This window comes from Bradyrhizobium sp. USDA 223 (genome assembly GCF_044909005.1).
Classification (GTDB): domain Bacteria; phylum Pseudomonadota; class Alphaproteobacteria; order Rhizobiales; family Xanthobacteraceae; genus Bradyrhizobium; species Bradyrhizobium yuanmingense.
This window is the reverse complement of record NZ_JBIYDR010000001.1, coordinates 5,428,100-5,449,334: the sequence shown is the minus strand read 5'-3', so window position 1 is coordinate 5,449,334 and position 21,235 is coordinate 5,428,100. Positions and strand designations below refer to the sequence as shown.

Genomic DNA, 21,235 nt, shown 5'->3' with positions numbered 1-21,235 from the left:
CGCGCCGCGCGGGTTCCTGGTCAGTTGTTCAGCACCACCACCGGGGTGCCGATCGAGACGCGGCTATAGAGGTCGGTGACGTCGTCGTTGGTCATGCGGAAGCAGCCCGAGGAGACGGCCTGACCGATCGTCTCCGGCTCGTTGGAGCCGTGGATGCGATACAGCGTCGAGCCCAGATACATGGCGCGGGCGCCGAGCGGGTTGTCGATGCCGCCCTTCATGTGGCGCGGCAGGTCCGGCCGGCGCGCCAGCATCTGCGAGGGCGGCGTCCAGTCCGGCCATTCCTTCTTGGCGGTGATCCTGTGCACCCCGGCCCAGCGGAAGCCGTCGCGGCCGACGCCGATGCCGTAGCGCAGCGCCTGCCCGTTCCCGAGCACCAAATAGAGCCGCCGCTCGGCGGTGTTCACCACGACGGTGCCCGGGGCGTAGGTGCCGTTATACATGACGGTGGTGCGGGGGATCGGGCTCGCGCCGCCGCGGCCGATATAGCTGGTGGAACTGGTGCCCGTGAAGTCTATCATCCCCGTCGCGGACGCGTCGGTTGCGCCAGCCAGCAGCAGCGCCATTGCGGCCATCGGAGCGGCAAAAAACCGGATCATCATCTCCCCCAGAAAAAATCGATTCAACCGGACCCAGAGGCCATATTTGCGCGCGTTTCGCAAGCCACGGGCCCGTGAGGGTCGCATCGTTAACGACTGACGTTACCAAATCGCAACTGCGCCAATTTGCTGGAAAGCGTTAGCCAAATCCGCGTCTCACCACGCGGGGCAGGGCCGCAATGCCCGCTATTGCTTTGACGGGCGGCGCGAACAATGATTGATCGAACGGATTGCTGGAAATGCCGGTTGCGGGAGCAGACAGAATGAACGGTGCGGAAAGCCTGGTGCGGACGATGGTCAAGGGCGGGGTGGACGTCTGCTTCACCAACCCCGGCACCTCCGAGATGCATTTCGTCGCGGCGCTCGACCGTGTCCCCGGCATGCGCTGCGTGCTCGGCCTGTTCGAAGGCGTGGTGACGGGCGCGGCCGACGGCTATTTCCGCATGAAGGGCACGCCGGCCTCGACCCTGCTGCATCTCGGCCCCGGCCTCGCCAACGGCCTTGCCAATCTGCACAATGCCAAGAAGGCCAATTCCGGCATCGTCAACATCGTCGGCCAGCACGCCGTCTACCACATCGGCTACAATGCCCCGCTGACCTCGGACATCGAAGGCCTGGCCCGGCCGATGTCGTCCTGGGTCCGCACCTCGCCGGATGCCAAATCGGTCGCCGCCGACGGCGCCGCGGCAATTGCCGCCGCCAAAAGCGCGCCGCCGCAGATCGCGACCCTGATCCTGCCCGCCGATACCGCCTGGAACGAGGCCGACGGCATCGCCGAGGTTCCGGCCGAGCAGCAGCGCGCCAGCTATTCGCCGCAGGCGGTCGAGCAGGCCGCAAAGATCCTGCATGGCGACGGCGAAGGCACGCTGCTCCTGATGACCGGCAGCGCGCTGAGCGCGCAGGGTCTGGCCCTGGCCGAGCGCATCGCCGGCAAGACCGGCTGCACGGTGATGGGCCCGACCTTCCGTCCGAAGATGGCGCGCGGCCGTGGCCGTTTCTCGATCGACCGCATCCACTACGTCATCGATCAGGCCCTGCCGATGCTGGCGAAATTCCGTCACATCGTGCTGGTCGAGTCCGACGACCCCGTGGCGTTCTTCGCCTATCCGAACAAGCCGAGCATGCTCAAGCCGCAGGGCTGCGAGGTGCATCGCATGACCTCCTGGGGCGAGAATTCGGTCGCCGCGCTCGAGGCGCTCGCTGGCGCCGTGAAGGCCAGCACCAGGGACGTCAAGCCGCAGGCGCTGCAGGAGCTGGTCAAGCCGACGGGCGCGCTCACCTTCGCCTCCATCGCGCAGGCCATTGCCTGTGCGATCCCCGAGAACGCGATCATGGTCGACGAATCCCTCACCACCGGCCGCGGCTTCTTCCCGCCGACGGCGGCGGCCGCCCCGCACGACTGGCTGCAGAACATGGGCGGCTCGATCGGCTTCTCGACGCCGCTGTCGATCGGTGCCGCGATCGCCTGCCCGGACCGCAAGGTGATCACCATGGTGGGCGACGGCAGCGCGATGTACACGATCCAGTCGCTGTGGACCCAGGCACGCGAGAACCTCGACATCGTCACCATCGTGTTCGCCAACCGCATCTACCAGATCCTGCGCGGTGAGTTCGACAATGTCGGCGCCGGCGAGCCCGGCCAGCGCGCCAACGACATGCTCCGCCTCGACCGCCCGACCTTGGACTTCGTGGCGCTGGCCAAAGGCATGGGCGTTCCCGGCCGCGCCGTCACCAACGCCGACGAGTTCAACAAGGCGCTGGCAGAGGCCGTCGCCGAGCCCGGCCCGCGCCTGATCGAAGTTCAGATGTAGGGCGGCAGCAGACAGAGCGCCGTGAGCCCGGAGGCACGATGCAGACCGAGCTGAACAAGGTGATCGCTTCTGTCAGGGACTTCTACGCCCACGAGGGCTTCCTGTTCGAGAAGGACGTCGGCGAGCGGGCGGTCACGCACCGTTTCGCCGTGCATCTGGAGAAGCAGTTTTCGGGCTGGTCGGTCGACTGCAATTACGACCGGCTCGGCGAGCGCACGCTGCATCTGCCGCACGGCACCATCATCTCGACCGACGACCATCTCGGTAAGTCGATCTACCCCGATGTCGTCGTGCATCAGCGCGAGATCCCGAACAATCTGCTCGCCGTGGAGATCCGCAAGGCGAGCAACCACACACCGCTCGATCACGACCAGCACAAGCTGCGGGCGCTGACCGACGTCCATGTCTGGTTTCCCTATTGGATCGGCCTGCTCCTGGTGCTGGACAGGCAACATGTGACGATGTCGGAGGTCTATGTCAGCGGTGCCGTCGACGAGCCGCTGTCACGCTGGTTCGCCTCGCGACTGGAGGAGGCCGGCCGCGCAGCTCGCGCATAGCCGAGCGCGCCATTGCGCACCTGCGCGCGCTGCGAGGTCGTGAGGCAGACCATGCCGGGAGTGTGACCCCCACCACAGTTTCGGCGTGCGATCAGGCCTATCTTGGGCGGACTTGCACGCGTCGATGCCGGAGGCCTACGCTGGCTCATTCGGATCAGGCACTTTGGAGGTTCTGATGCAGAAATCATATTTGCTGGCTGCGACGGCAGCGCTGATGCTCATGATGCAATCGCCGCTCGCGCTGGCGCAGGGCGCGCCGGCCACGGGCGGAACCGCTGCGCCTGCCGCGACAAGCACTGCGCCGGCTGCGACGACCACAGCGCCAAGCGCGACCACCGACACGTCCAGCCAGCCTACTGACGGCAAGAAGAGCGCGTCGAAGAAGCCGGCGAAGAAGAAGATGACCCGCCAGCAGGAGATCGATCATTCGGTCGACACCGGCACCGTGCCGGCGCGCTACCGCAGCTCGGTGCCCAAGCGATACCACCAATACATTCCGTTCGCTAAGCAGTAACGGATCGCACGCTATCGCCTATGACTTGTGGCGCGGCCGGCGCGCACGCCTCGTCCTTCGAGACGGCGCTTACGCGCCTCCTCAGGATGAGGCTCTGCGGCACCAGCGCTCGTTGAAGCTGCTGCCGCGCACTCCGACCTCATCCTGAGGAGCCCGCCAAAGCGGGCGTCTCGAAGGATGGCCGCAAGGGAAGAGCTCCCATGTGCGATAGCCCTGCCACATCGCCGGTGGCGGTCTGCGCGAGCGGTGCTAGAGTAGGCCGAAGCCCGGGGGGAATGATGAGCGACGAGGTGAAGGATGCCGGCCTTGTGGCCATGATCAGCAGCATCCTGGGAGGCAACAAGCGCGCAGACCCTGTTGCACCGCCTCCGCTCGCCGAGGTCCCGCCGATCGTTCCGGCGGATCCCGTGGAGCCGGCCGCGACGTCCAGGTCCGAGTCCAAGTCCGAGTCCAAGTCCGAGTCCAAGTCCGAGTCCGGATCCGATGCGGCCAAAGCCGAGAGCGCGCCCGATGCCGCAGCGGCGGCCGCCGAGCCGGCCGAGCCGCCCGCGCAAATCGCAACCACGCGTGACGGCAAGCGGCTGCTGCCGGCGGAGGCGATCGCCGATCTCGTGCTCGGCGAGCTGCGCAAGCTGGACAACTTCCCGAGTTCCGGCGTCTCGGTCACGGTCTATGGTTACCGGCACTGGAACGCGATGCTCACTTTCGCGCCGTTCTCCACCAGTTTCCGGAACGCAACCCGGTTCCGCCAGGCCGTGCCGGACCTCGTCTTCAAGCTCCGCCGTTTCGTCGAACTTGAGATATAATCTCGGTCGTCGGCGCCATGGCGTCGCATGCGAAACAGTTCGACAGGATCTTCAATTGAGCGTCGCCTTCACCAAGGAAGAGAGCGCCGAAACCGCGTCCGAGACGCTGTTGCCGGACCGCCCGATCTCGCCGCATCCGAACCTCGTGACGGAAGCAGGCCTCAACGCATTGCAGGCGCAGCTCGCCGAAGCGCGGGCGGCCTATGAAGCCGCGCAAGCCATCGAGGACGTCAACGAGAAGCGCCGGCAGTCCGCCGTGCCCCTGCGCGATCTCCGCTATCTCACCGAACGCTTGCGCACGGCGCAGGTGATGCCCGATCCTGTCGCGACCGAAATCGTCGCCTTCGGCAGCACCGTGAGCTTCAGCCGCGCCGACGGCCGCGTCCAGACCTACCGCATCGTCGGCGAGGACGAAGCCGATCCCAAGGCCGGCTCGATCTCGTTCGTCGCGCCGGTCGCGCGGTCGCTGATGGGCAAGGCGGTCGGCGACGTCGTCGGCTCTGGCGCGCAGGAGATCGAGATTCTGTCGATTGCCTAGAGGCGGGCACCCCGGGGAAGTTCGCGTGGCAAAGAGCGCCATCGACAGCAGCAATCCCATTCGCCTAAAGCATGATCCGGAACAGCGCGAGGCCGTCGTCTCCGCCAAACGAAGTTGATGATTGGATGAGACGGTTTTTGTCTGGAGCCTTGCCGTTCTATGCGCTGGCGGGCCTCGCCATGTGCATGTACCTCGTTCTCTACAGGACGAGCCTGTTCGACCTGAACGCCATCGTCCATGGTGCGGCCGGGTCGGCATGGTTTCCAGCCTTCATGTTCGCCTGCGTGCTGGTGGAAGCGGTCTTCCCGTATTTCGGCTATTTTCCCGGCACCGCCCTCATTCTGATGTCCGTGGCGCTCAGTCCGAAGGCCGTGGATGGCTCCGTCTTCCTCGCGGCGTGGCTCGCCATCATCCTGGGCGCCGTTCTCAGCTATGGACAGGCGCGTTTCTTCAGGCCGTTTCTGCAGCGGGTGGCCTCGAAGGCGGCCCTGCGCCGATGCGAGTCGCTGTTCGACGCCTATGGCCGCTATGCGCGCATTGCCTTGTTCGTTCATCCCAACGCCTGCTCGATGTATTTCACCGCGCTCGGACTGCTCGGCCGCAGCCTGACGCGCGAGCTCGCTTATCTCTGCGTGGGGGCCGCGGCCGCAGTGGGCATTCTGTTCGTCATCGTATCCCGGCTGGTGTCGTCCATCGGCCCCACCGACGATGGCGAATTGCAGGTGCTGCTGGCGGCCGCGCTGGTCGCCATGGGGACACTGATCGGCCTCTACACGGCCTGGCGCCCACAGCGCGCGATGTGAGGCGCCGCTCTCTCCACCGTCATTGCGAGGAGCCCTTGCGACGAAGCAATCCAGAGTCTTTCCGCAGAAGGATTCTGGACTGCTTCGTGGAGCCTGTCATCGGGCCGCGCTTCGCGCGGACCCGTTGGCTCGCAATGACGAGGATACATCGAGCGTCACACCTCCGGCAGCTCGACGCCCGTCAGCTCACTCAGTTTGCCGATGAGCCGGTCCTGAAATCTCGAATCCGTCGCCTCACGGGCCGGCGCTTGCTGCTCGAGGTGATGCCAGTAGCGCCCGCTCACGAGGGCCGCGGGATCCTCGCTGACTGCCAGCCAGGTCTGGGTGCGTTGCCCGGTGTCGATATCGACCGGGGCGCCTGCGCCGCCCATCTTCGTGCGCACCCAACCGGGATCGACGGCGTTGCAGAGGACGTTGGGCCAGCGTCGCGCCAGTGCGAAGGCGAGCGCGACGACGTGCAGCTTGCTCTCGGCATAGGCCGTGCCCGCGTCCCACGTCCGCTTGGTCCAATCGAGATCGTCGAGCGAGCCCTCTCCACCGCGGTGCAATCCGCTGCTGAGATAGACCAATCGGGCCGGCCGCGCGATCAGGGCCGTCAGCATGAACGGCGCTAGCGTGTTGATGGCGAGCGTCTCCGCATGGCCTTCCGGCGTCGACCCGCGGCTCGGCCGCATGTAGACGCCTGCATTGTGGATGACCGCATCCATGCGCCCGATCGCGTTGACCTGGTCGGCGATGCTCCGCGTCTCCGCCGCGCTCCTGAGATCGCCGACCACCAATCCCTTCGCACGCGACGCGAGCCCGCCGAGGGCTGCCCCACGATCGGCCGAACGCGCGTGCAGCACGACGCGGTGCCCCTGATCGAGCAGCGATTGCGCCGCCGCCCGGCCGAGGCCATCCGTGCTGCCCGTGATGAATATGGTCGCCATGCGGTTCTCCCAGGCTGTTTCAGGACGCAATCTACCGCCCCCGCGGATCATTTCAGATACGGCTCGTCGCTCACCATTTCCAGCCGCCCCCTTTGTCCTTGCCGCAGATCGTGGAGGCGAATCGACGCGCAGTCGATTGAAAATCAACTCACGATAGGTCTGGTCGGAAGCACCTGATGGTGGAATAATCCCGACGCTTTCTTGATTGAATTTTGACGTCGGCCGCGAACCGGCTGGCGACGTGGATTTTCATCATGGCCGCGCTTCCTCAGGACGTTGTGGCGGAATTGCAGCAGGAGAACGCGCGGCTCCTGGCCGAGTTGCGCGCCGCACAAGATCGCGAGACCGCCACTGCGGACATTCTCAAGATCATTGCCAGTTCGCCATCGGAGGTAAAGCCGGTATTCGATGCTATCGCGAGGCGCGCAAATGCCTTGCTCGGCGGCTTTTCGACGACCGTATTCCGCTTCATCGACGGCAATGCCCACTTGGCGGCGTTCACGCCGACGAATTCTGCCGCCGATGAAGCCTTGAAGAAGATGTTTCCGCGTCCGATCGCCGATTTCGAGAGTTTTGCGAGGACAGAGGCCGGCAAGGTGGTGCCGACCCCCGATACGGAAGCGCTGACGAATGACATCAAGTTCATCGCGCGTGCCCGCGGCTTTCGCAGCATGTTGTTCGTTCCGCTCGCGACTGGCGGCACGGTGATCGGCATGATCAGCGTCACGCGAGCGGAGCCGGGGGCCTTCGCTCCGCATCACGTGCCGCTTCTGCAGACCTTCGCCGACCAAGCTGTCATCGCCATAGAGAACGCGCGGCTGTTCGACGAGGTGCAGGCGCGTACCGACGATTTGCGGGAATCGCTGCAGCAGCAGACCGCGACCGCGGATGTGTTGAAAGTCATCAGCCGCTCCGCGTTCGATCTGCAAACGGTTCTCGACACGCTGACGGAATCGGCGGCGTCGCTGTGTGGCGCCGACATGGCGGCAATCGTCCGGCAGGACGCCGATGGTGCCTACTCTCATGCAACTCGGTACAATTTCTCGCCCGAATGGGCCAAGGTCTCGGCGGGCATTCGGCTCAATCCCGGACGCGGTAGCCTGGTCGGGCGCGTCCTCCTGTGCGGCAAGGCCGTTCAGATCCCGGATGTCCTGGTCGATCCCGACTATGCCTATCCCGAGCAACAGAGGGCCGGCGGTTACCGCACCCTTCTGGGCGTACCCCTGCTTCGGTCCGGAGAGGTGATCGGCGTGCTATTCCTGGGCCGCAAGACCGCGAACTCGTTCACGGACAAGCAGATCGACCTTGTCTCCACTTTCGCTGATCAGGCCGTGATCGCGATCGAAAATGTGCGGCTGTTCGATGAGGTCCAGGCGAAGACGCGCGACCTCGCCGAGTCGCTCCAGCAGCAAACTGCGACGGCCGATGTGCTGAAAATGATCAGCCGCTCGACCTTCGATCTGCAAACCGTGCTCGACACGCTGGTCGAGTCGGCGGCACGGCTGTGCGAAGCGGAGATGGCATTCATCATGCGCCGCGAGGGCGATGAATATCAGGCCGGAGCGGCGGTCGGGTTTTCCGAGGACTACATTGCCTTTCTGCAGGCTCATCCGATCGCCCCCGGACGGGCCACGGTCACGGGTCGGGCCGTCCTCGAACGCCGTCCGGTGCAAATCCTCGACGTCGCTGCCGATCCCGAATACGGCCTGCAGGCGTCGATCACGATCGCTGGTCAACGCACGGCGCTCGGTGTTCCCCTTCTGCGCGAGAATGAGCCGATCGGCGCAATCGTGATTGCCCGCAAGCGCGTGCAGCCCTTCACCGAAAAGCAGATCGAGCTCGTCGCCACATTTGCCGACCAGGCGGTGATCGCCATCGAGAATGCGCGGTTGCTCAAGGAGTTGCGCGAACGTACTGAGGATCTCAGCGAGTCGCTGCGCCAGCAGACCGCAACGGCCGACGTGCTGAAGGTGATCAGCCGTTCGGCGTTCGATTTGCCCAATGTTCTCGAGACGCTTGTCAGCTCGGCCGCACGGCTCTGCGGCGACCCCAGAGCCGCGATCTATCTCATTCGCGATGGGTTGCTGCACCTGGAAGCCTCCCATAACAACCCACCGGAATGGGTCGCGCTCCGCAAGAGCCAGCCGCTTGCGCCGAGCCGCGACACGCCGAGCGGCCGGGCAGCGCTCACTGGCCGCGTCGACCATGTCGCCGATCTCATGAAAGACCCCGACTTCTCGCGGCACGACCTCGCGAGAATCGGCGGCTATCGCGCGACCCTCAACATACCGCTAATACGCGAGGGCACCTCGATCGGGGTTCTCAGTTTGGCGCGACCGGAGCCGGGCCCATTTACCCAGCGACAGATCGAGATCGTGCAGACCTTTGCCGACCAGGCGGTGATCGCCATCGAGAATGTCCGGCTCTTCGAACAATTGCAAACCAGGACGCGAGATCTATCCGAGGCGCTGACGTACCAGACCGGCAGCGCCAATATCTTGCGGGTCATCGCTTCCTCTCCGACTGAAGTCGGACCGGTGCTCAAGGCGATCGTGGAAAGCGCATGCGGGCTTTGCGAGGCATATGATGCGCTGGTCGTTCTGAGGGATGGCGACGATATCGTCATCGAGGCGCATCATGGCCAAGTTCCCGTGGTGTGGAGCCGGCGGGCGATCAGTGTCAAATCGCCCACCGGCCGGGCAATTGTCGATCGTCGCACCGTTCAAGTGCACGACTTGCTTGGGCCCGATGGAGAGGAATACCCAATAGGACGCGAATATGCGGCTCGCTCGAACGTTCGGACTGTTTTGAGTGTGCCGCTCTTGCGCGAAGGCGAGAGCATGGGGGCGATCGTGCTGCGTCGTATGGAGGTGCGCCCATTCGACGACAAGCAGATCACCTTGCTGCAGACCTTTGCCGATCAGGCTGTTATCGCCATCGGCAATGTGCGTCTGTTCGAGCAATTGAATGAATCGCTGGAGCGGCAGACGGCAACGTCGGAGGTGCTGGAAATCATAAGCGCTTCATCGGGCGCACTCACCCCTGTCTTTCACAAGATGCTGGAGAATGCGACGCGAATTTGCGGCGCCGGCTTTGGCACCATGAATCTCTACGAGGAGGGCGGTTTTCGCACGGTCGCATTGCACAACGCGCCGCAAGCTTATGTCGATACCCGGCTGTACCAGAACATTCGCCCACATCCCGCGAGCGGGCTCGGCACCGTCGAGAAGACTCATCAGACGGTTCATATCGACGACATCAGGACGCAGCCGCCCTATATTGAAGGCAACCCCAATGTTCGCGCGCTCGCTGCCCTCGCCGGCGCAAGGACCCTCGTCATCGTGCCCATGCTCAAGGAAGATGAGCTGATTGGCACCATCACGATCTTCCGCCAGGAAGTGAAACCGTTCACAGACAAGCAGATCGAGCTCGTGTCCAACTTCGCACATCAGGGCGTGATCGCGATCGAGAATGCACGCCTGCTGAATGAACTGCGCGAGCGCACCATGGAATTGTCGCAATCGCTCGAGGAATTGCGAAATGCGCAGGATCGTCTGATCCAGACCGAGAAACTTGCCTCGCTCGGGCAACTCACCGCCGGCATTGCGCACGAGATCAAGAACCCGCTCAATTTCGTCAACAATTTTGCTGCGCTGTCCTCCGAACTCACCGACGAGCTCGGCGAAGCGCTGCGCTCAGCCAGCCTGGGCGAGGCGGAAAGGCAGGACATCGATGCGCTGATCCACATGCTGCAAGGTAACCTGGAAAAGATCGTGCAGCACGGAACGCGCGCCGATTCCATTGTCAAGAATATGCTTCTGCACTCCCGCGAAGGGTCTGGCGAACGCCGCGCGGCGGACATCAACGCCATCCTCGAGGAAAGTCTCAACCTGGCCTATCACGGAGCCCGCGCGGAAAGAGCCGGCTTCAATATCACGCTTGAAAGAAAACTCGATCCGTCTGCGGGAGCGCTCGAGCTGTATCCGCAGGAAATCACGCGGGTGTTCCTCAATCTGGTTTCAAACGGTTTCTACGCGGCCAGCAAGCAAAAGGAGGTCGTCGGTGACGGCTTCGAGCCAAGGCTGCGTGCGACGACCACAGACCTCGGCGGCGCCGTCGAAATTCGCATTCGCGACAATGGCACCGGCATCCCGGCCGATGTCAGAGAGAAGATATTCAATCCATTCTTCACGACCAAGCCGGCCGGCGAAGGAACTGGCCTTGGGCTTTCGATCTGCCACGACATCATCGTGAAGCAGCACGGCGGCAGCATCGAGGTCGATACCGAGCCGGGCGAGTATACCGAGTTCATCATTACGCTGCCACGTACGCGGGCGGCACCATTGCAGAGCGGAGGCAGAAGTTGAGCGTCTATATCATGGTGGTCGACGACGAGCCCGATGTCGAGGCGCTGTTCCGGCAGCAGTTTCGGCGCGATCTGCGCGCCGGTCGTTTTCTGATGGAGTTTGTATCCTCGGCGCCCCTGGCATTGCAGCGCGCGGCCGAGATTGCGGATGCCACCCTGATTCTGATCCTGTCCGACATCAACATGCCCGGAATGAGCGGACTGGAGATGCTGCCCATCGTGCGCTCGGCCCGCCCCGATGTGCCTGTTATCATGATCACGGCCTACGGTGATGCCGAGACCAAGCGCAAGGCGCTGGAGAAGGGCGCCGCCGACCTGTTGACCAAGCCAATCGACTTCGCCGCGCTGCGCCAGGAGATCGATGCGAGGCTTGAGCAGGCCGCATGATTGCAACCGTTGCCGGTGGTAAACCAGAGCGGCTCGCAAAGTGAAGCTGTTGCAGACGCCGCCCCAATTGAGAGCATGCATCCACCGTCAATCTTCGTCAGAAAATCGGAGATTCGAAATGAAGACGCTCCTGGTTCCGCTTCAGAATATTCCGATGATGACAGACACGCTCGCTGTGGCCGTAGGCCTAGCGCGTCGCTCCGGCGCCTATATTGAAGGCTTTCCACTCCGGTTCGGCATCCCACAATATGCGGCCGCCGAATTGGCCACCGGCATTCTCCTGGATTCGTATCAAGTGAAGAGCGAAGCCGAGCTGAACGACATGCGCAACTTTTTTGAAGCATTCATGCTGAAGCATGATGTTCCCCGCGCCACTGCAGGGTCGAACCCGCCTTGCTTCGGCTGGCTGGAGACCGCGCCTGAGGGCGAAGACTTTGTCGGAAGTTATGGGCGCGCTTTCGATCTGATCGTGATGGCGCGGTCTGATATTGATGCTGCGGGCCCTCACCGCCGCGCGATTGAGTCCGCGCTGTTTGAGAGCGGCAGGCCCGTTCTACTGGCGCCGTCGAATGGACCAAGAAGCGTCGCAACAAACATTATGATCCACTGGAACGGGAGTACCGAGCAAGCTCGGGCAAACGCATTTGCCATGCCGCTGCTTCGTCTGGCCGAAAGGGTATCGGTCCTAACCGTTGTCGGCGGCCAAGCGGTGCCAGGACCGTCTGCCGGTCAGATCGCTCGGCAACTCCAATACAATGGCATTGCGGCCAGCTTGATCAGCGTTGAGCTGGACGGGCGCGAAACTGGTGAGGCGGTCCTCGATGCCGCCAGGGCACACGGTTGCGATCTATTGATCAAAGGAGCCTTCACCCGCACGCGGCTACGGCAGATGATATTCGGTGGAGCGACCAGCTATATCATGGAGCACGCGGATATCCCCGTCCTTATGGCTCACTAGCGCACAAAAGGCCTGGTTTTGTTGCCATTGGTGAGGCAAAAATCCATTGCTTCACAGAGCGACCGGCGCATGGCTTTGGCTATCAACATTCGGTCCGACCATTCCTCCGCAGAGCGGATCGAAGCCTTGTGGGATGAAGTTGCCGCGTTTGAGAGCCAGCCTTCGATGAGGGGTCTCGGCTATCGGCCGCATTTTACATTCGCCATTTATGATGCGCCCGAGATTGCCGCCAAGACCGCGTGGGAGACCATGCTCCGCGCAGTTGGAGGCGAAGGGCCATTGCAGGTCGGGTTCAAGCGAATTCGTTGGTTCGCAGGTCCGCCACTCGTGCTCTGGGCGGAGCCGGAGTTCGATGAAACGCTCGTCCGGTGGCACGCTTCCATCAGCGCTGCAATCGATCCAGCCTTGTGTCGGCTGCATTATCGGCCGGAAAACTGGCGACCTCATTGCACGCTCGGCACACAGATTGCCGATGCAAAGCGCGATGACGCGATCGCTTTCGCTCAGTTATTCAGCGGCAGCATCAGGGTGCTGTTCGACGTCGTGGATTGCGTTTCTTTTCCGCCTGTGCGCGTGGTTGCGGAGCAGAGATTGCCGGTTCGGGCTCCGTGAAGTGGTGATCATTCGTCGAGCCCGCAGATCATTTGTAATCGATCCGGATCGAGCCGACCTTCTCATCGTGCCGGATGAAGCCTCCCTCGACCCCTGGCATCATCGCAATTTCGACGACGTTGCTCCCGCGCCAGCTGGGTAGTATCTCCGCGTGACCGGCGAAGCCGACGAATGCGTGGTTGCGATCGGGTGAAAAGGTCCGGTCCATCGGCGCGATACTCGCATATGTGGAATCCGGTACCGTTGCGTTGCATTCCTGCCTGAAGACGAACACGGCCTTGGTGCCGTCGGGCGACCGGGTCGAGCTCAGGACCACGTTGCGGCAGCTGGCGAACCCTTCGAGTGCGAACCAGATGAGACCAACCATGACCGCGACTCCGATCCCGGCCACCGCAAGCCCCGTGATCGCGATTCGTATCCAGAGTTTCGAAGGAGGGCGAGGGAGCGTCATCCAGCTCATCCCTGAATCTCTAAGCCGGCGATGCCGTGCGGGCGGTCAGACGCAGCATGCTCATCAAGCCTGCGCCCCTTCCGATGATGCCATCATGCCCCTGTTTTGCCCGACGGAGCAAGAAAAATTCGGAAAAGTCGTAACACCTTGATCCCGCTGTTGCTGTTTACTGTGCATGGGGTTGTTTTCGAGTTTTTGACAGAGCCGAAGCAAGACCCGCAGTCCGGCTACGTTCTTCGAGCTACGCCGGACACGCTTCGCTGCCATTGGGGGTGGCTGCGCCACGCGAAGCCTTTTGGCGAAGCGTGGTGGGCGCACAAGGGATCGAACCTTGGACCTCTCCCGTGTGAAGGGAACGCTCTCCCGCTGAGCTATGCGCCCGGGACCATCATGCAGGCGGCCGCAACCTTAGGCCGGCCGGCACGTCGGAGCCCGCGATTTAGAAGTGCCGGCCCAAGGTGTCAAGTTTTCAAGGCGTCGCCGGGGCGGAAAACCTTCGCCTCCCGCAGGGGAAGCCGGGTTTTGACCCGTTTACGCGCCCTGCTGGCGGGCGCGGGAGGCGTGGGCCTGGAGCGCGCGGATGCGCTCGGCGAGCGTTCCGCCCCCTTCGGGCAGGCGGGGCGCAGAACCGCTGCTGGTCGCGGCGCCGTTGGTCGCGGCGTCGTTGGCCGGGCGCGGCGCCGGCTTCGGCGGCTGGCCGGCCTCGGCCGCGAGCAGCGCCTCGATCGGCGAGTTCGGGCCTTCGAGCTGCATCGCGAGTTTTGCCACTTCGGCCGCGATGTCGTTGATGCGCTCGCGCAGCAGCGCGTTCTCCATGCGCTCGGTCGCCCAGGAACTCTCGGCCTGCTGCTGGATCGCGTTGATGTCGCGCTGGAGTTTCGCGCGCTCGTCGCGCGCGCTGCGCAGCTGCTCCTCCAGCGCGGCCTTTTCCGCGCGCAGCTGCTCCATCGCAGCCGACGACTTGCCGCCGCTGAGGCCCGCGATCTCGACGCGCAGCTCCTTGATGGTGCGCTCATTGCCCTCGTTGGCCTGGCGCAGCTGGTTGTTCTCGTAGTCGCGCTCGGCGAGCAGCTTGCCCTGCGTGGCAAGGCGTCCCTCGAGATCGGCGACGCGGCTCGACAGCATCTCGGCCTCCTTGACCTGCACGATGAGCTGGCGGTCGAGCTCGGTGACGCGCTGGCTCAGATTCTCGACGCGGCCGCGCGCCTCGCCGAGCTCGCGCGAGGCGGTCTCGGATTCGGTGCGCTCCTGTGCGAGGCGCGCTTGCGTGGCGGCAAATTCCTTCTCGGCATCGCCGACCCGGTGCTTCAATTCCTCGATCTGCGCGCGCACTGCGACCAGCTCGACCTGGCGGCTCTCCGCCATCATCGAGCGGTCGGACAGTTCGGAGTTGATCTTGGCGAGCTCGGCCTGCTTGTCCGTCAACGCGATCTCGGCTTCGCGCAAGGACGCCGTCTTGGCGGCGAATTCCTCCTCGGTGGCGCGGAGCTGCTCCTTCACGGCCTTCTCGCGCGCCTCCAGCGCGAAGATGGTGGCGTTCTTCTCGCCGAGCTCGATCTTCATGCGGTTGATGGCGTCGCTCTTCTTGCCGAGCTCGGCGAGCTGGCTCGTGGTCTTGTTCTTGAGCTGCTCGACGCTCATCTCCAGCCGCCGGGCGGACATGGCGAATTCGGCGCGGAGCTGGTCCTTGTCGGCCTGGATCTCGGCCATCGATAGCGGGGTGGCGGCTTCTAACCGGCGCGTGGTCAGGCGCACCGCGCGGTTATGCACCAGCGGCACGATCGCAAGCCCGCACAGCATCGAGAGCAGGAAACCGATCGCCAGGTACATGATCGGTTCGACCATGGGCCAGAACTCCCAAGCTTAAGGAAAAATTCACCAACGACAATGCCATGGCGGGCCGGCAGAAAGCCAGCCCCGCTCTGTCGTTAACCTTGATCGGTGGGCAGTGGGGAGGACGCGGGCCTAGAACGGGTTCCAGGTCGCCCGCGGGGTGTATTTGAGATAGCCGATATTGGCGCCGAGGCGCAGGCCGAGCCCGGAGCGGATCGGCACCAGCACGATGTTGTTGGCGGTGAGCGCCGTCATGCCGAAGCCGCCGATGATGTAGGCCGAGCCGTCGATGCCGCCGAAGCGCTGGTAGATCGCGTTGGTGGCGGGCAGGTTGTAGACCAGCGTCATGGTGCGGGCGCCGTCGCCGCCCCAGTCGAAGCCGAGCGAGGGGCCCTGCCAGTAGACGCGCAAGTCGCCGGCGTTCTTGGTGTAGAGCGTGCCCTCGCCGTAGCGCAGGCCGGCGACGAAGGCGCCGGAGCCTTCCTCACCCAGGATGTAGCCGTTCGGCAGGCCCCATTGGCTGACCGCCTTCTCGATGATCGAGGCGAGCCCGCGCGAGACGTTGCCGAAGAAGCGATGGCCGGCGGTAACGAGCTCGTCCGGCCCATAGGTATTGGGCGTCGGGGTCCGCTGCGGCGGCGGCAGGTCAGGCGGCGGCGCCTGCTGGGCGGAGGCCGGCACGATCCAGCCGATCATCGCGGCAAGCGCGAGCGCAGCAAGGCGTGATGCGAAAGTCATAAAAGAACCCCTGGTACCGAATCCGGTCGCTTCCTTAACCTCACGCCAACAGGCATGGCTCTAGGTTGCGCCGGGTGTCCCCTCGACTCGGATGTTATCCGCAGCAACTATGACGGCACAACGGCAGGAAGATAGCCCTTTGCGCCCCGGAATTGCCTTGATCGCCCGCCGCCTCTGCCTGCTGGCCGGCATTTGGATCCTCGGTGCCGGCGGACCGACAGGGGCCGCCACCACTGAGCGGATCGTCGTCAATCGCTTCAGCGGCGTCGCCATCGAGGGTTTCGACCCCGTCGCCTATTTCGTCGCCGGTGCGGCCGTGCAGGGGACGGCGGAGTTCGAGGCGAACCTCTGGGGGGCCGTCTGGCGCTTCCGGAACGAGGGCAACCGCGCCTCTTTCCAGGCCCATCCCGAAATCTACGGACCGCAATTCGGCGGTTATGATCCGGTCGATATCGCCCGCGGCATCACCGTCGCCGCCAATCCGCACTTCTTCGCGATCGTGGCGCAGCGGCTCTATTTGTTCAGCCGGGAAGACAATCGCGACGCCTTCGTCGCCGATCCCGAGCGCTTCCTCTATGAGGTGGGCAAGCGCTGGCCGGCCCTGCAGGAGAAGCTCGGGCAGTAACGAGCCCGGTCAGTCGCAGCCTACCGCCTGCTTGTCGCCCCAGGCGATGAACTCCGGGATGATGAAGCCGGTGTCGCTGCGCTGGCCGAATCGGAGCTCGCCGCCCTTGCCGTCTGTCACCTTGCCGCCGGCCGCGGTCACGACCGCGCAGCCGGCCCCGACGTCCCATTCCGAGGTCGGCCCGAAACGGGGATAGATGTCGGCGCTGCCTTCCGCGATGCGGCCGAATTTCACGGCCGAGCCGCACGTCATCCTGACGGCATTGGGCCTGTCGGCGATGAACGCCTCGCTTCTGGCATCGCCGTGCGAACGGCTCACTGCGGCGATCCAGGGCTCCCCGCGCGTCGGCAGCTTGCGGGTGCGGATCGGCTCGGCGGCGGCGATCGTCGCGCCGTTGAACCTCACGCGCTCGGCGCCGCGGCCGACGATGCCGCGCCACAGCAGGCCGAGTGCGGGTGCGGAGACGATGCCGAGCAGCGGCACGCCGTCCGTCACCAAGGCGAGGTTGACGGTGAACTCGTCGCGGCCGGCGAGGAACTCCTTGGTGCCGTCGAGCGGATCGATCAGGAAGAAGCTGCCCTGGAACGGCGGGGAGGCGAGCTGGGTCCGCTCCTCCGACAGCGTCGGAACGTCGCCCGCGAGCTGCGCGAGTCCGTCCGCGATGATGCGGTCGGCGGCAAGGTCGGCCTCGGTCACCGGCGAGCCATCCTGCTTGCCGTCGATCCGCATGGCCGCGCGGTTGACGGCGAGGATCGCTTCGCCCGCCTCCACCACCAGCGCAGTCAGCGGCTCCATCAGGCCGGCAGCGGCCGCTCCGTCAATGGTCCGCTTCACCTGGATGCCTCATCTGTCAGCAATATCGTTCCTCATCCACTGATTCGCCCCGATCGATTCGCTTGGGGCTTAGGGCCGCCTCGAACCGATCGCAAGCTAGCTGCCGCGGGGTTGCGAATGTTAGAACCCGCAGCATCCGTCAAGCATGCGTGATTCGCGGCGTCCAGCGCCGTGCAAGGAACCCTCCAGGACCCCATTATATGTCTGACGCTTCGTCGCCCGCGACCACTGCCGCTCCCGATATGCTCGAACTCGCCGCGCTGCTGTGCTCGCGGGTCTGCCACGATCTCATCAGCCCCGTCGGCGCCATCGTCAACGGGCTCGAAGTGCTCGACGACGATCCCAAGCCCGAGGATCGCGAGTTCGCGCTTGACCTGATTCGCAAGAGCGCCAAGACGGCCTCCGCCCGGCTCCAGTTCTGCCGTCTTGCCTTCGGCGCGGCCGGCTCCTCCGGCGCGCAGATCGATCTCGGCGATGCCCAGACCATGGCGAAGGGCCATATCGAGGACGGCAAGTGCTCGATCACCTGGAATCTGCCGCGGCTGCTGCTGCCGAAGAACCGCGTCAAGCTGCTGCTCAACATGCTGGTCGTCGCCCAGCACACGATCCCGCGCGGCGGCATGCTGACGGTCGATCCGGTCGGCGAGGGCGAGGCGATGAGCTTCCGCATCACCGCGACCGGACACAATGCACGCCTGCCGCAGAACATCTCCGAGCTCCTGAGCGGCGAGCGCGGGCCGGCTGCCGATGCGCATGCGATCCAGCCTTACTATACGCGGCTGCTGGCGCAGGCCTGCGGGCTCACGGTGACGCTCAAGCCGGAAGGCGAAGCCATCATCGTTACCGCTTCGTAAACGGCGCGTCGCGCCCGACCTCTTAATCTATTCTTTACGAGGCGCTTCGGCTTGTCCGGAGCGCCTTATCTCTTTGTTGGTGCCGTTCTTTTGCACATACTCAACCAATATTAAACGCTTTGCGGTGAAGCTGGCCCCATTCCGAAATGGCGCATCACGCCTCGTGCGCGCCTTTCCTGTATGAAGGCCTGTTTTCATGGATGATCTGTTGCGGGAGTTTCTGACGGAGACCAGCGAGAGCCTGGACACCGTGGACAATCAGCTGGTGAAGTTCGAGCAGGAGCCGAACAACGCCAAGATCCTGGATAACATCTTCCGCCTGGTCCACACCATCAAGGGCACCTGCGGCTTCCTCGGACTGCCGCGGCTGGAAGCGCTGGCCCATGCCGGCGAGACCCTGATGGGCAAATTCCGCGACGGCATGCCTGTCACCGCCGAGGCGGTGACGGTGATCCTGTCCTCGATCGACCGCATCAAGGAGATTTTGGCTGGCCTGGAGGCGACCGAGGCCGAGCCGGAAGGCAACGACCGCGATCTCATCGACAAGCTGGAGGCGATGGTCGAGCAGGGCATGGCCGCCATGGCGGCAGGCAGCGCTCCCGTCGCCGAAGCTCCGCCGCTGGTGCCGGAAGCGCCCACCGCTGCAGCCGCCCCCGCCAAGGAGATGACCATGGGCACGCTGGTCGATCAGACCCTGGAGCGCCCGCTGCGTCCGGGCGAGGTCTCGCTCGACGAGCTCGAGCGCGCCTTCCGCGAGACCGCGATCGAAGCGCCGGTGCCCGCGCCCGTTGCCAAGGCCGAGGTCAAGGCCGAGCCCGCGGCAGCTGCTGAAGCCCCCGTGGCGAAGGAAGCCGCAAAGCCCGCCAAGGAGAAGGCCGCGCCGAAGAAGTCGATGGCCGACGAGATGGCGGGCGAGGGCGACCGCATCGCCAACCAGTCGATCCGCGTCAACGTGGATACGCTGGAGCACCTGATGACCATGGTCTCCGAGCTGGTCCTGACCCGCAACCAGCTCTTGGAGATCTCCCGCCGCAACGAGGACACCGAGTTCAAGGTGCCGCTGCAGCGCCTCTCCAACGTCACCGCCGAGCTGCAGGAAGGCGTCATGAAGACGCGCATGCAGCCGATCGGCAATGCCTGGCAGAAGCTGCCCCGCATCGTCCGCGACCTCTCATCCGAACTCGGCAAGCAGATCGAGCTCGAGATGCACGGCGCCGACACCGAGCTCGACCGCCAGGTGCTTGACCTGATCAAGGACCCGCTCACCCACATGGTGCGCAACTCCGCCGATCACGGCCTCGAGACCCCCGCCGAGCGCCTCGCCAGCGGCAAGGGCGAGCAGGGCACCATTCGCCTGTCCGCCTATCACGAGGGCGGCCACATCATCATCTGCATCGCCGACAACGGCCGCGGCCTCAACACCGAGAAGATCAAGGCCAAGGCGCTCTCGTCCGGTCTCGTCACCGAGGCCGAGCTCGAGAAGATGAGCGAGGCCCAGATCCACAAGTTCATCTTCGCGCCGGGCTTCTCCACTGCCGCTGCCATCACCTCGGTCTCGGGCCGCGGCGTCGGCATGGACGTGGTCCGCACCAATATCGACCAGATCGGCGGCACCATCGACATCAAGTCGGTGGCCGGCGAAGGAAGCTCCGTCACCATCAAGATCCCGCTGACGCTCGCCATCGTCTCGGCGCTGATCGTCGAAGCCGCCGGCGACCGCTTTGCGATCCCGCAGCTCTCGGTGGTGGAATTGGTCCGCGCCCGCGCCAACTCCGAGCACCGCATCGAGCGCATCAAGGACACCGCGGTGCTCAGGCTCCGCAACAAGCTGCTGCCGCTGATCCATCTCAAGAAGCTCCTGAAGATCGACGACGGCGCGGCCTCCGATCCCGAGAACGGCTTCATCGTGGTGACGCAAGTCGGCAGCCAGACGTTTGGCATCGTCGTCGACGGCGTGTTCCACACCGAAGAAATCGTGGTGAAGCCGATGTCGACAAAACTGCGTCACATCGACATGTTCTCCGGCAACACCATTCTGGGCGATGGCGCGGTCATCATGATCATCGATCCCAACGGCATCGCCAAGGCGCTCGGCGCCGCCGGCTCCTCGGCCCATGGCATGGGCGACGAAGCGGCCGGCCATCACATCGGAAGTGGCGAGCAGACCACCTCGCTCTTGGTGTTCCGCGCCGGCTCGTCGCAGCCCAAGGCGGTCCCGCTCGGCCTCGTCACGCGCCTGGAGGAGCTGCCCGCCGACAAGATCGAGTTCTCGAACGGCCGCTACATGGTGCAGTACCGCGAGCAGCTGATGCCGCTGGTGGCCATGGAAGGCGTCACCATTGCGAGCCAGGGCGCCCAGCCGATCCTGGTGTTCGCCGACGACGGCCGCTCCATGGGCCTCGTCGTCGACGAGATCATCGACATCGTCGAGGAACGGCTCAACATCGAGGTCGGCGGCTCCTCCTCCGGCATTCTCGGCTCGGCCGTGATCAAGGGCCAGGCCACCGAGGTGATCGACGTCGGCCACTTCCTGCCGATGGCGTTCGCCGACTGGTTCACCCGCAAGGAGATGAAGCCGTCGCTGCATTCGCAGTCGGTGCTGCTGGTCGACGACTCGGCCTTCTTCCGCAACATGCTGGCGCCGGTGCTGAAGGCGGCCGGCTACCGCGTCCGCACCGCGCCGACCGCGCAGGAGGGCCTCGCGGCACTGCGCGCCCAAAACTTCGACGTGATCCTGACCGACATCGAGATGCCCGACATGAACGGGTTCGAGTTCGCGGAAGTCGTCCGCTCCGACAACAACCTCGCCGCGACGCCGATCATCGGCCTGTCGGCGCTGGTGTCGCCGGCGGCGATCGAGCGCGGCCGTCAGGCCGGCTTCCACGATTATGTCGCCAAGTTCGACCGTCCCGGCCTGATCGCGGCGCTGAAGGAGCAGACCGCGGGCGCCGCCGGCGCCTCCGAGCTGAGCCGGGCGGCCGCGGCTTAAACCTTAAGCGGCATGGACCAGGAGACACTGA

General features: G+C 64.5%; 19 protein-coding genes and 1 tRNA gene. 13 read left to right on the top strand and 7 right to left on the bottom strand.

All coding sequences use genetic code 11. The features are described from left to right. Nucleotides 1-20: 20 nt before the first annotated feature. The gene (locus tag ABIA40_RS25300; protein WP_404546346.1) at nucleotides 21-521 is read right to left on the bottom strand and encodes a L,D-transpeptidase; all 501 of its coding nucleotides are present in this window, start codon (nucleotides 519-521) and stop codon (nucleotides 21-23) included. Nucleotides 522-862: 341 nt separating this feature from the next. Between ABIA40_RS25300 and ABIA40_RS25295 the strand changes: the two genes are divergently transcribed. From ABIA40_RS25295 to ABIA40_RS25270, 6 genes are all read left to right on the top strand, one after another. After that, nucleotides 863-2,410, top strand: a complete 1,548-nt coding sequence (locus tag ABIA40_RS25295) for an acetolactate synthase large subunit (protein WP_157284959.1) — start codon at nucleotides 863-865, stop codon at nucleotides 2,408-2,410. 38 nt (nucleotides 2,411-2,448) lie between these two features. Further along, entirely contained in the window at nucleotides 2,449-2,967 is a 519-nt protein-coding gene (locus ABIA40_RS25290; protein WP_271541478.1) for a hypothetical protein, read from the top strand. A 175-nt stretch (nucleotides 2,968-3,142) separates the two neighbouring features. Next, complete coding sequence (locus tag ABIA40_RS25285) at nucleotides 3,143-3,481, top strand: hypothetical protein (RefSeq protein WP_036009769.1); 339 nt, start codon at nucleotides 3,143-3,145, stop codon at nucleotides 3,479-3,481. A 278-nt stretch (nucleotides 3,482-3,759) separates the two neighbouring features. Then, entirely contained in the window at nucleotides 3,760-4,287 is a 528-nt protein-coding gene (locus ABIA40_RS25280) for a hypothetical protein (protein ID WP_404543749.1), read from the top strand. Between the two features lie 55 nt (nucleotides 4,288-4,342). Beyond that, nucleotides 4,343-4,825: a transcription elongation factor GreA gene (greA, locus tag ABIA40_RS25275; protein ID WP_157284957.1), complete on the top strand. Its 483-nt coding sequence runs from the start codon at nucleotides 4,343-4,345 to the stop codon at nucleotides 4,823-4,825. A 125-nt stretch (nucleotides 4,826-4,950) separates the two neighbouring features. After that, nucleotides 4,951-5,628 carry a hypothetical protein gene (locus ABIA40_RS25270; RefSeq protein WP_157284956.1) on the top strand — a complete coding sequence of 226 codons (678 nt, stop codon included), beginning with the start codon at nucleotides 4,951-4,953 and terminating at the stop codon, nucleotides 5,626-5,628. A 155-nt stretch (nucleotides 5,629-5,783) separates the two neighbouring features. On the opposite strand, the gene ABIA40_RS25265 is transcribed toward ABIA40_RS25270, so the two are convergent. Then, nucleotides 5,784-6,557 (bottom strand): SDR family NAD(P)-dependent oxidoreductase, encoded by a 774-nt coding sequence (locus ABIA40_RS25265; protein ID WP_404543745.1) that lies wholly within the window; start codon nucleotides 6,555-6,557, stop codon nucleotides 5,784-5,786. A gap of 254 nt (nucleotides 6,558-6,811) precedes the next feature. Here ABIA40_RS25265 and ABIA40_RS25260 point away from each other — a divergent pair, with 254 nt between their 5' ends. The 4 genes from ABIA40_RS25260 (at nucleotide 6,812) to ABIA40_RS25245 (ending at nucleotide 12,880) form a co-directional block, all read left to right on the top strand. Beyond that, on the top strand, nucleotides 6,812-10,924 hold the full coding sequence (locus ABIA40_RS25260) for a GAF domain-containing protein (RefSeq protein WP_404543742.1): 4,113 nt from the start codon (nucleotides 6,812-6,814) through the stop codon (nucleotides 10,922-10,924). Next, the gene (locus ABIA40_RS25255; protein ID WP_036009791.1) at nucleotides 10,921-11,310 is read left to right on the top strand and encodes a response regulator; all 390 of its coding nucleotides are present in this window, start codon (nucleotides 10,921-10,923) and stop codon (nucleotides 11,308-11,310) included. The genes ABIA40_RS25260 and ABIA40_RS25255 overlap by 4 nt, the downstream gene beginning before the upstream one ends. Nucleotides 11,311-11,428: 118 nt before the next feature. Then, complete coding sequence (locus ABIA40_RS25250; protein WP_404543740.1) at nucleotides 11,429-12,268, top strand: universal stress protein; 840 nt, start codon at nucleotides 11,429-11,431, stop codon at nucleotides 12,266-12,268. A 69-nt stretch (nucleotides 12,269-12,337) separates the two neighbouring features. Then, entirely contained in the window at nucleotides 12,338-12,880 is a 543-nt protein-coding gene (locus ABIA40_RS25245; protein WP_404543738.1) for a 2'-5' RNA ligase family protein, read from the top strand. A 28-nt stretch (nucleotides 12,881-12,908) separates the two neighbouring features. On the opposite strand, the gene ABIA40_RS25240 is transcribed toward ABIA40_RS25245, so the two are convergent. From ABIA40_RS25240 to ABIA40_RS25225, 4 genes are all read right to left on the bottom strand, one after another. Continuing rightward, nucleotides 12,909-13,340: a hypothetical protein gene (locus tag ABIA40_RS25240; RefSeq protein ID WP_404543735.1), complete on the bottom strand. Its 432-nt coding sequence runs from the start codon at nucleotides 13,338-13,340 to the stop codon at nucleotides 12,909-12,911. A gap of 297 nt (nucleotides 13,341-13,637) precedes the next feature. Further along, nucleotides 13,638-13,712: transfer RNA gene (locus ABIA40_RS25235), tRNA-Val, on the bottom strand. Nucleotides 13,713-13,862: 150 nt separating this feature from the next. Beyond that, complete coding sequence (locus ABIA40_RS25230) at nucleotides 13,863-15,176, bottom strand: hypothetical protein (RefSeq protein WP_404543733.1); 1,314 nt, start codon at nucleotides 15,174-15,176, stop codon at nucleotides 13,863-13,865. A 120-nt stretch (nucleotides 15,177-15,296) separates the two neighbouring features. Next, nucleotides 15,297-15,902, bottom strand: a complete 606-nt coding sequence (locus ABIA40_RS25225) for a DUF1134 domain-containing protein (RefSeq protein WP_157284949.1) — start codon at nucleotides 15,900-15,902, stop codon at nucleotides 15,297-15,299. A 139-nt stretch (nucleotides 15,903-16,041) separates the two neighbouring features. Here ABIA40_RS25225 and ABIA40_RS25220 point away from each other — a divergent pair, with 139 nt between their 5' ends. Beyond that, on the top strand, nucleotides 16,042-16,527 hold the full coding sequence (locus ABIA40_RS25220; protein WP_157284948.1) for a YHS domain-containing (seleno)protein: 486 nt from the start codon (nucleotides 16,042-16,044) through the stop codon (nucleotides 16,525-16,527). A gap of 9 nt (nucleotides 16,528-16,536) precedes the next feature. Here the strand turns inward: ABIA40_RS25220 and ABIA40_RS25215 are convergent, their stop codons facing one another. Beyond that, nucleotides 16,537-17,361: a 3'(2'),5'-bisphosphate nucleotidase CysQ gene (locus tag ABIA40_RS25215; protein ID WP_271541496.1), complete on the bottom strand. Its 825-nt coding sequence runs from the start codon at nucleotides 17,359-17,361 to the stop codon at nucleotides 16,537-16,539. 200 nt (nucleotides 17,362-17,561) lie between these two features. On the opposite strand from ABIA40_RS25215, the gene chpT reads away from it, so the two are divergent. Continuing rightward, a complete protein-coding gene (gene chpT / locus ABIA40_RS25210; protein ID WP_271541498.1) occupies nucleotides 17,562-18,215 on the top strand; it encodes a histidine phosphotransferase ChpT in 654 nt (217 codons plus the stop codon). Between the two features lie 196 nt (nucleotides 18,216-18,411). Then, the gene (locus tag ABIA40_RS25205) at nucleotides 18,412-21,204 is read left to right on the top strand and encodes a chemotaxis protein CheW (RefSeq protein ID WP_404543730.1); all 2,793 of its coding nucleotides are present in this window, start codon (nucleotides 18,412-18,414) and stop codon (nucleotides 21,202-21,204) included. Nucleotides 21,205-21,235 lie beyond the last annotated feature (31 nt).

Excerpts from the sequence above, each read along its gene's own strand:
- ABIA40_RS25240 (WP_404543735.1), bottom strand. The coding sequence starts at position 13,340 with ATGAGCTGGATGACGCTCCCTCGCCCTCCTTCGAAACTCTGGATACGA.
- ABIA40_RS25285 (WP_036009769.1), top strand. The coding sequence starts at position 3,143 with ATGCAGAAATCATATTTGCTGGCTGCGACGGCAGCGCTGATGCTCATG.
- ABIA40_RS25260 (WP_404543742.1), top strand. The coding sequence starts at position 6,812 with ATGGCCGCGCTTCCTCAGGACGTTGTGGCGGAATTGCAGCAGGAGAAC.
- ABIA40_RS25230 (WP_404543733.1), bottom strand. The coding sequence starts at position 15,176 with ATGGTCGAACCGATCATGTACCTGGCGATCGGTTTCCTGCTCTCGATG.
- ABIA40_RS25250 (WP_404543740.1), top strand. The coding sequence starts at position 11,429 with ATGAAGACGCTCCTGGTTCCGCTTCAGAATATTCCGATGATGACAGAC.
- ABIA40_RS25225 (WP_157284949.1), bottom strand. The coding sequence starts at position 15,902 with ATGACTTTCGCATCACGCCTTGCTGCGCTCGCGCTTGCCGCGATGATC.
- ABIA40_RS25290 (WP_271541478.1), top strand. The coding sequence starts at position 2,449 with ATGCAGACCGAGCTGAACAAGGTGATCGCTTCTGTCAGGGACTTCTAC.
- ABIA40_RS25300 (WP_404546346.1), bottom strand. The coding sequence starts at position 521 with ATGATAGACTTCACGGGCACCAGTTCCACCAGCTATATCGGCCGCGGC.
- ABIA40_RS25245 (WP_404543738.1), top strand. The coding sequence starts at position 12,338 with ATGGCTTTGGCTATCAACATTCGGTCCGACCATTCCTCCGCAGAGCGG.
- chpT (WP_271541498.1), top strand. The coding sequence starts at position 17,562 with ATGTCTGACGCTTCGTCGCCCGCGACCACTGCCGCTCCCGATATGCTC.
- ABIA40_RS25295 (WP_157284959.1), top strand. The coding sequence starts at position 863 with ATGAACGGTGCGGAAAGCCTGGTGCGGACGATGGTCAAGGGCGGGGTG.
- ABIA40_RS25265 (WP_404543745.1), bottom strand. The coding sequence starts at position 6,557 with ATGGCGACCATATTCATCACGGGCAGCACGGATGGCCTCGGCCGGGCG.
- ABIA40_RS25205 (WP_404543730.1), top strand. The coding sequence starts at position 18,412 with ATGGATGATCTGTTGCGGGAGTTTCTGACGGAGACCAGCGAGAGCCTG.
- ABIA40_RS25280 (WP_404543749.1), top strand. The coding sequence starts at position 3,760 with ATGAGCGACGAGGTGAAGGATGCCGGCCTTGTGGCCATGATCAGCAGC.
- ABIA40_RS25270 (WP_157284956.1), top strand. The coding sequence starts at position 4,951 with ATGAGACGGTTTTTGTCTGGAGCCTTGCCGTTCTATGCGCTGGCGGGC.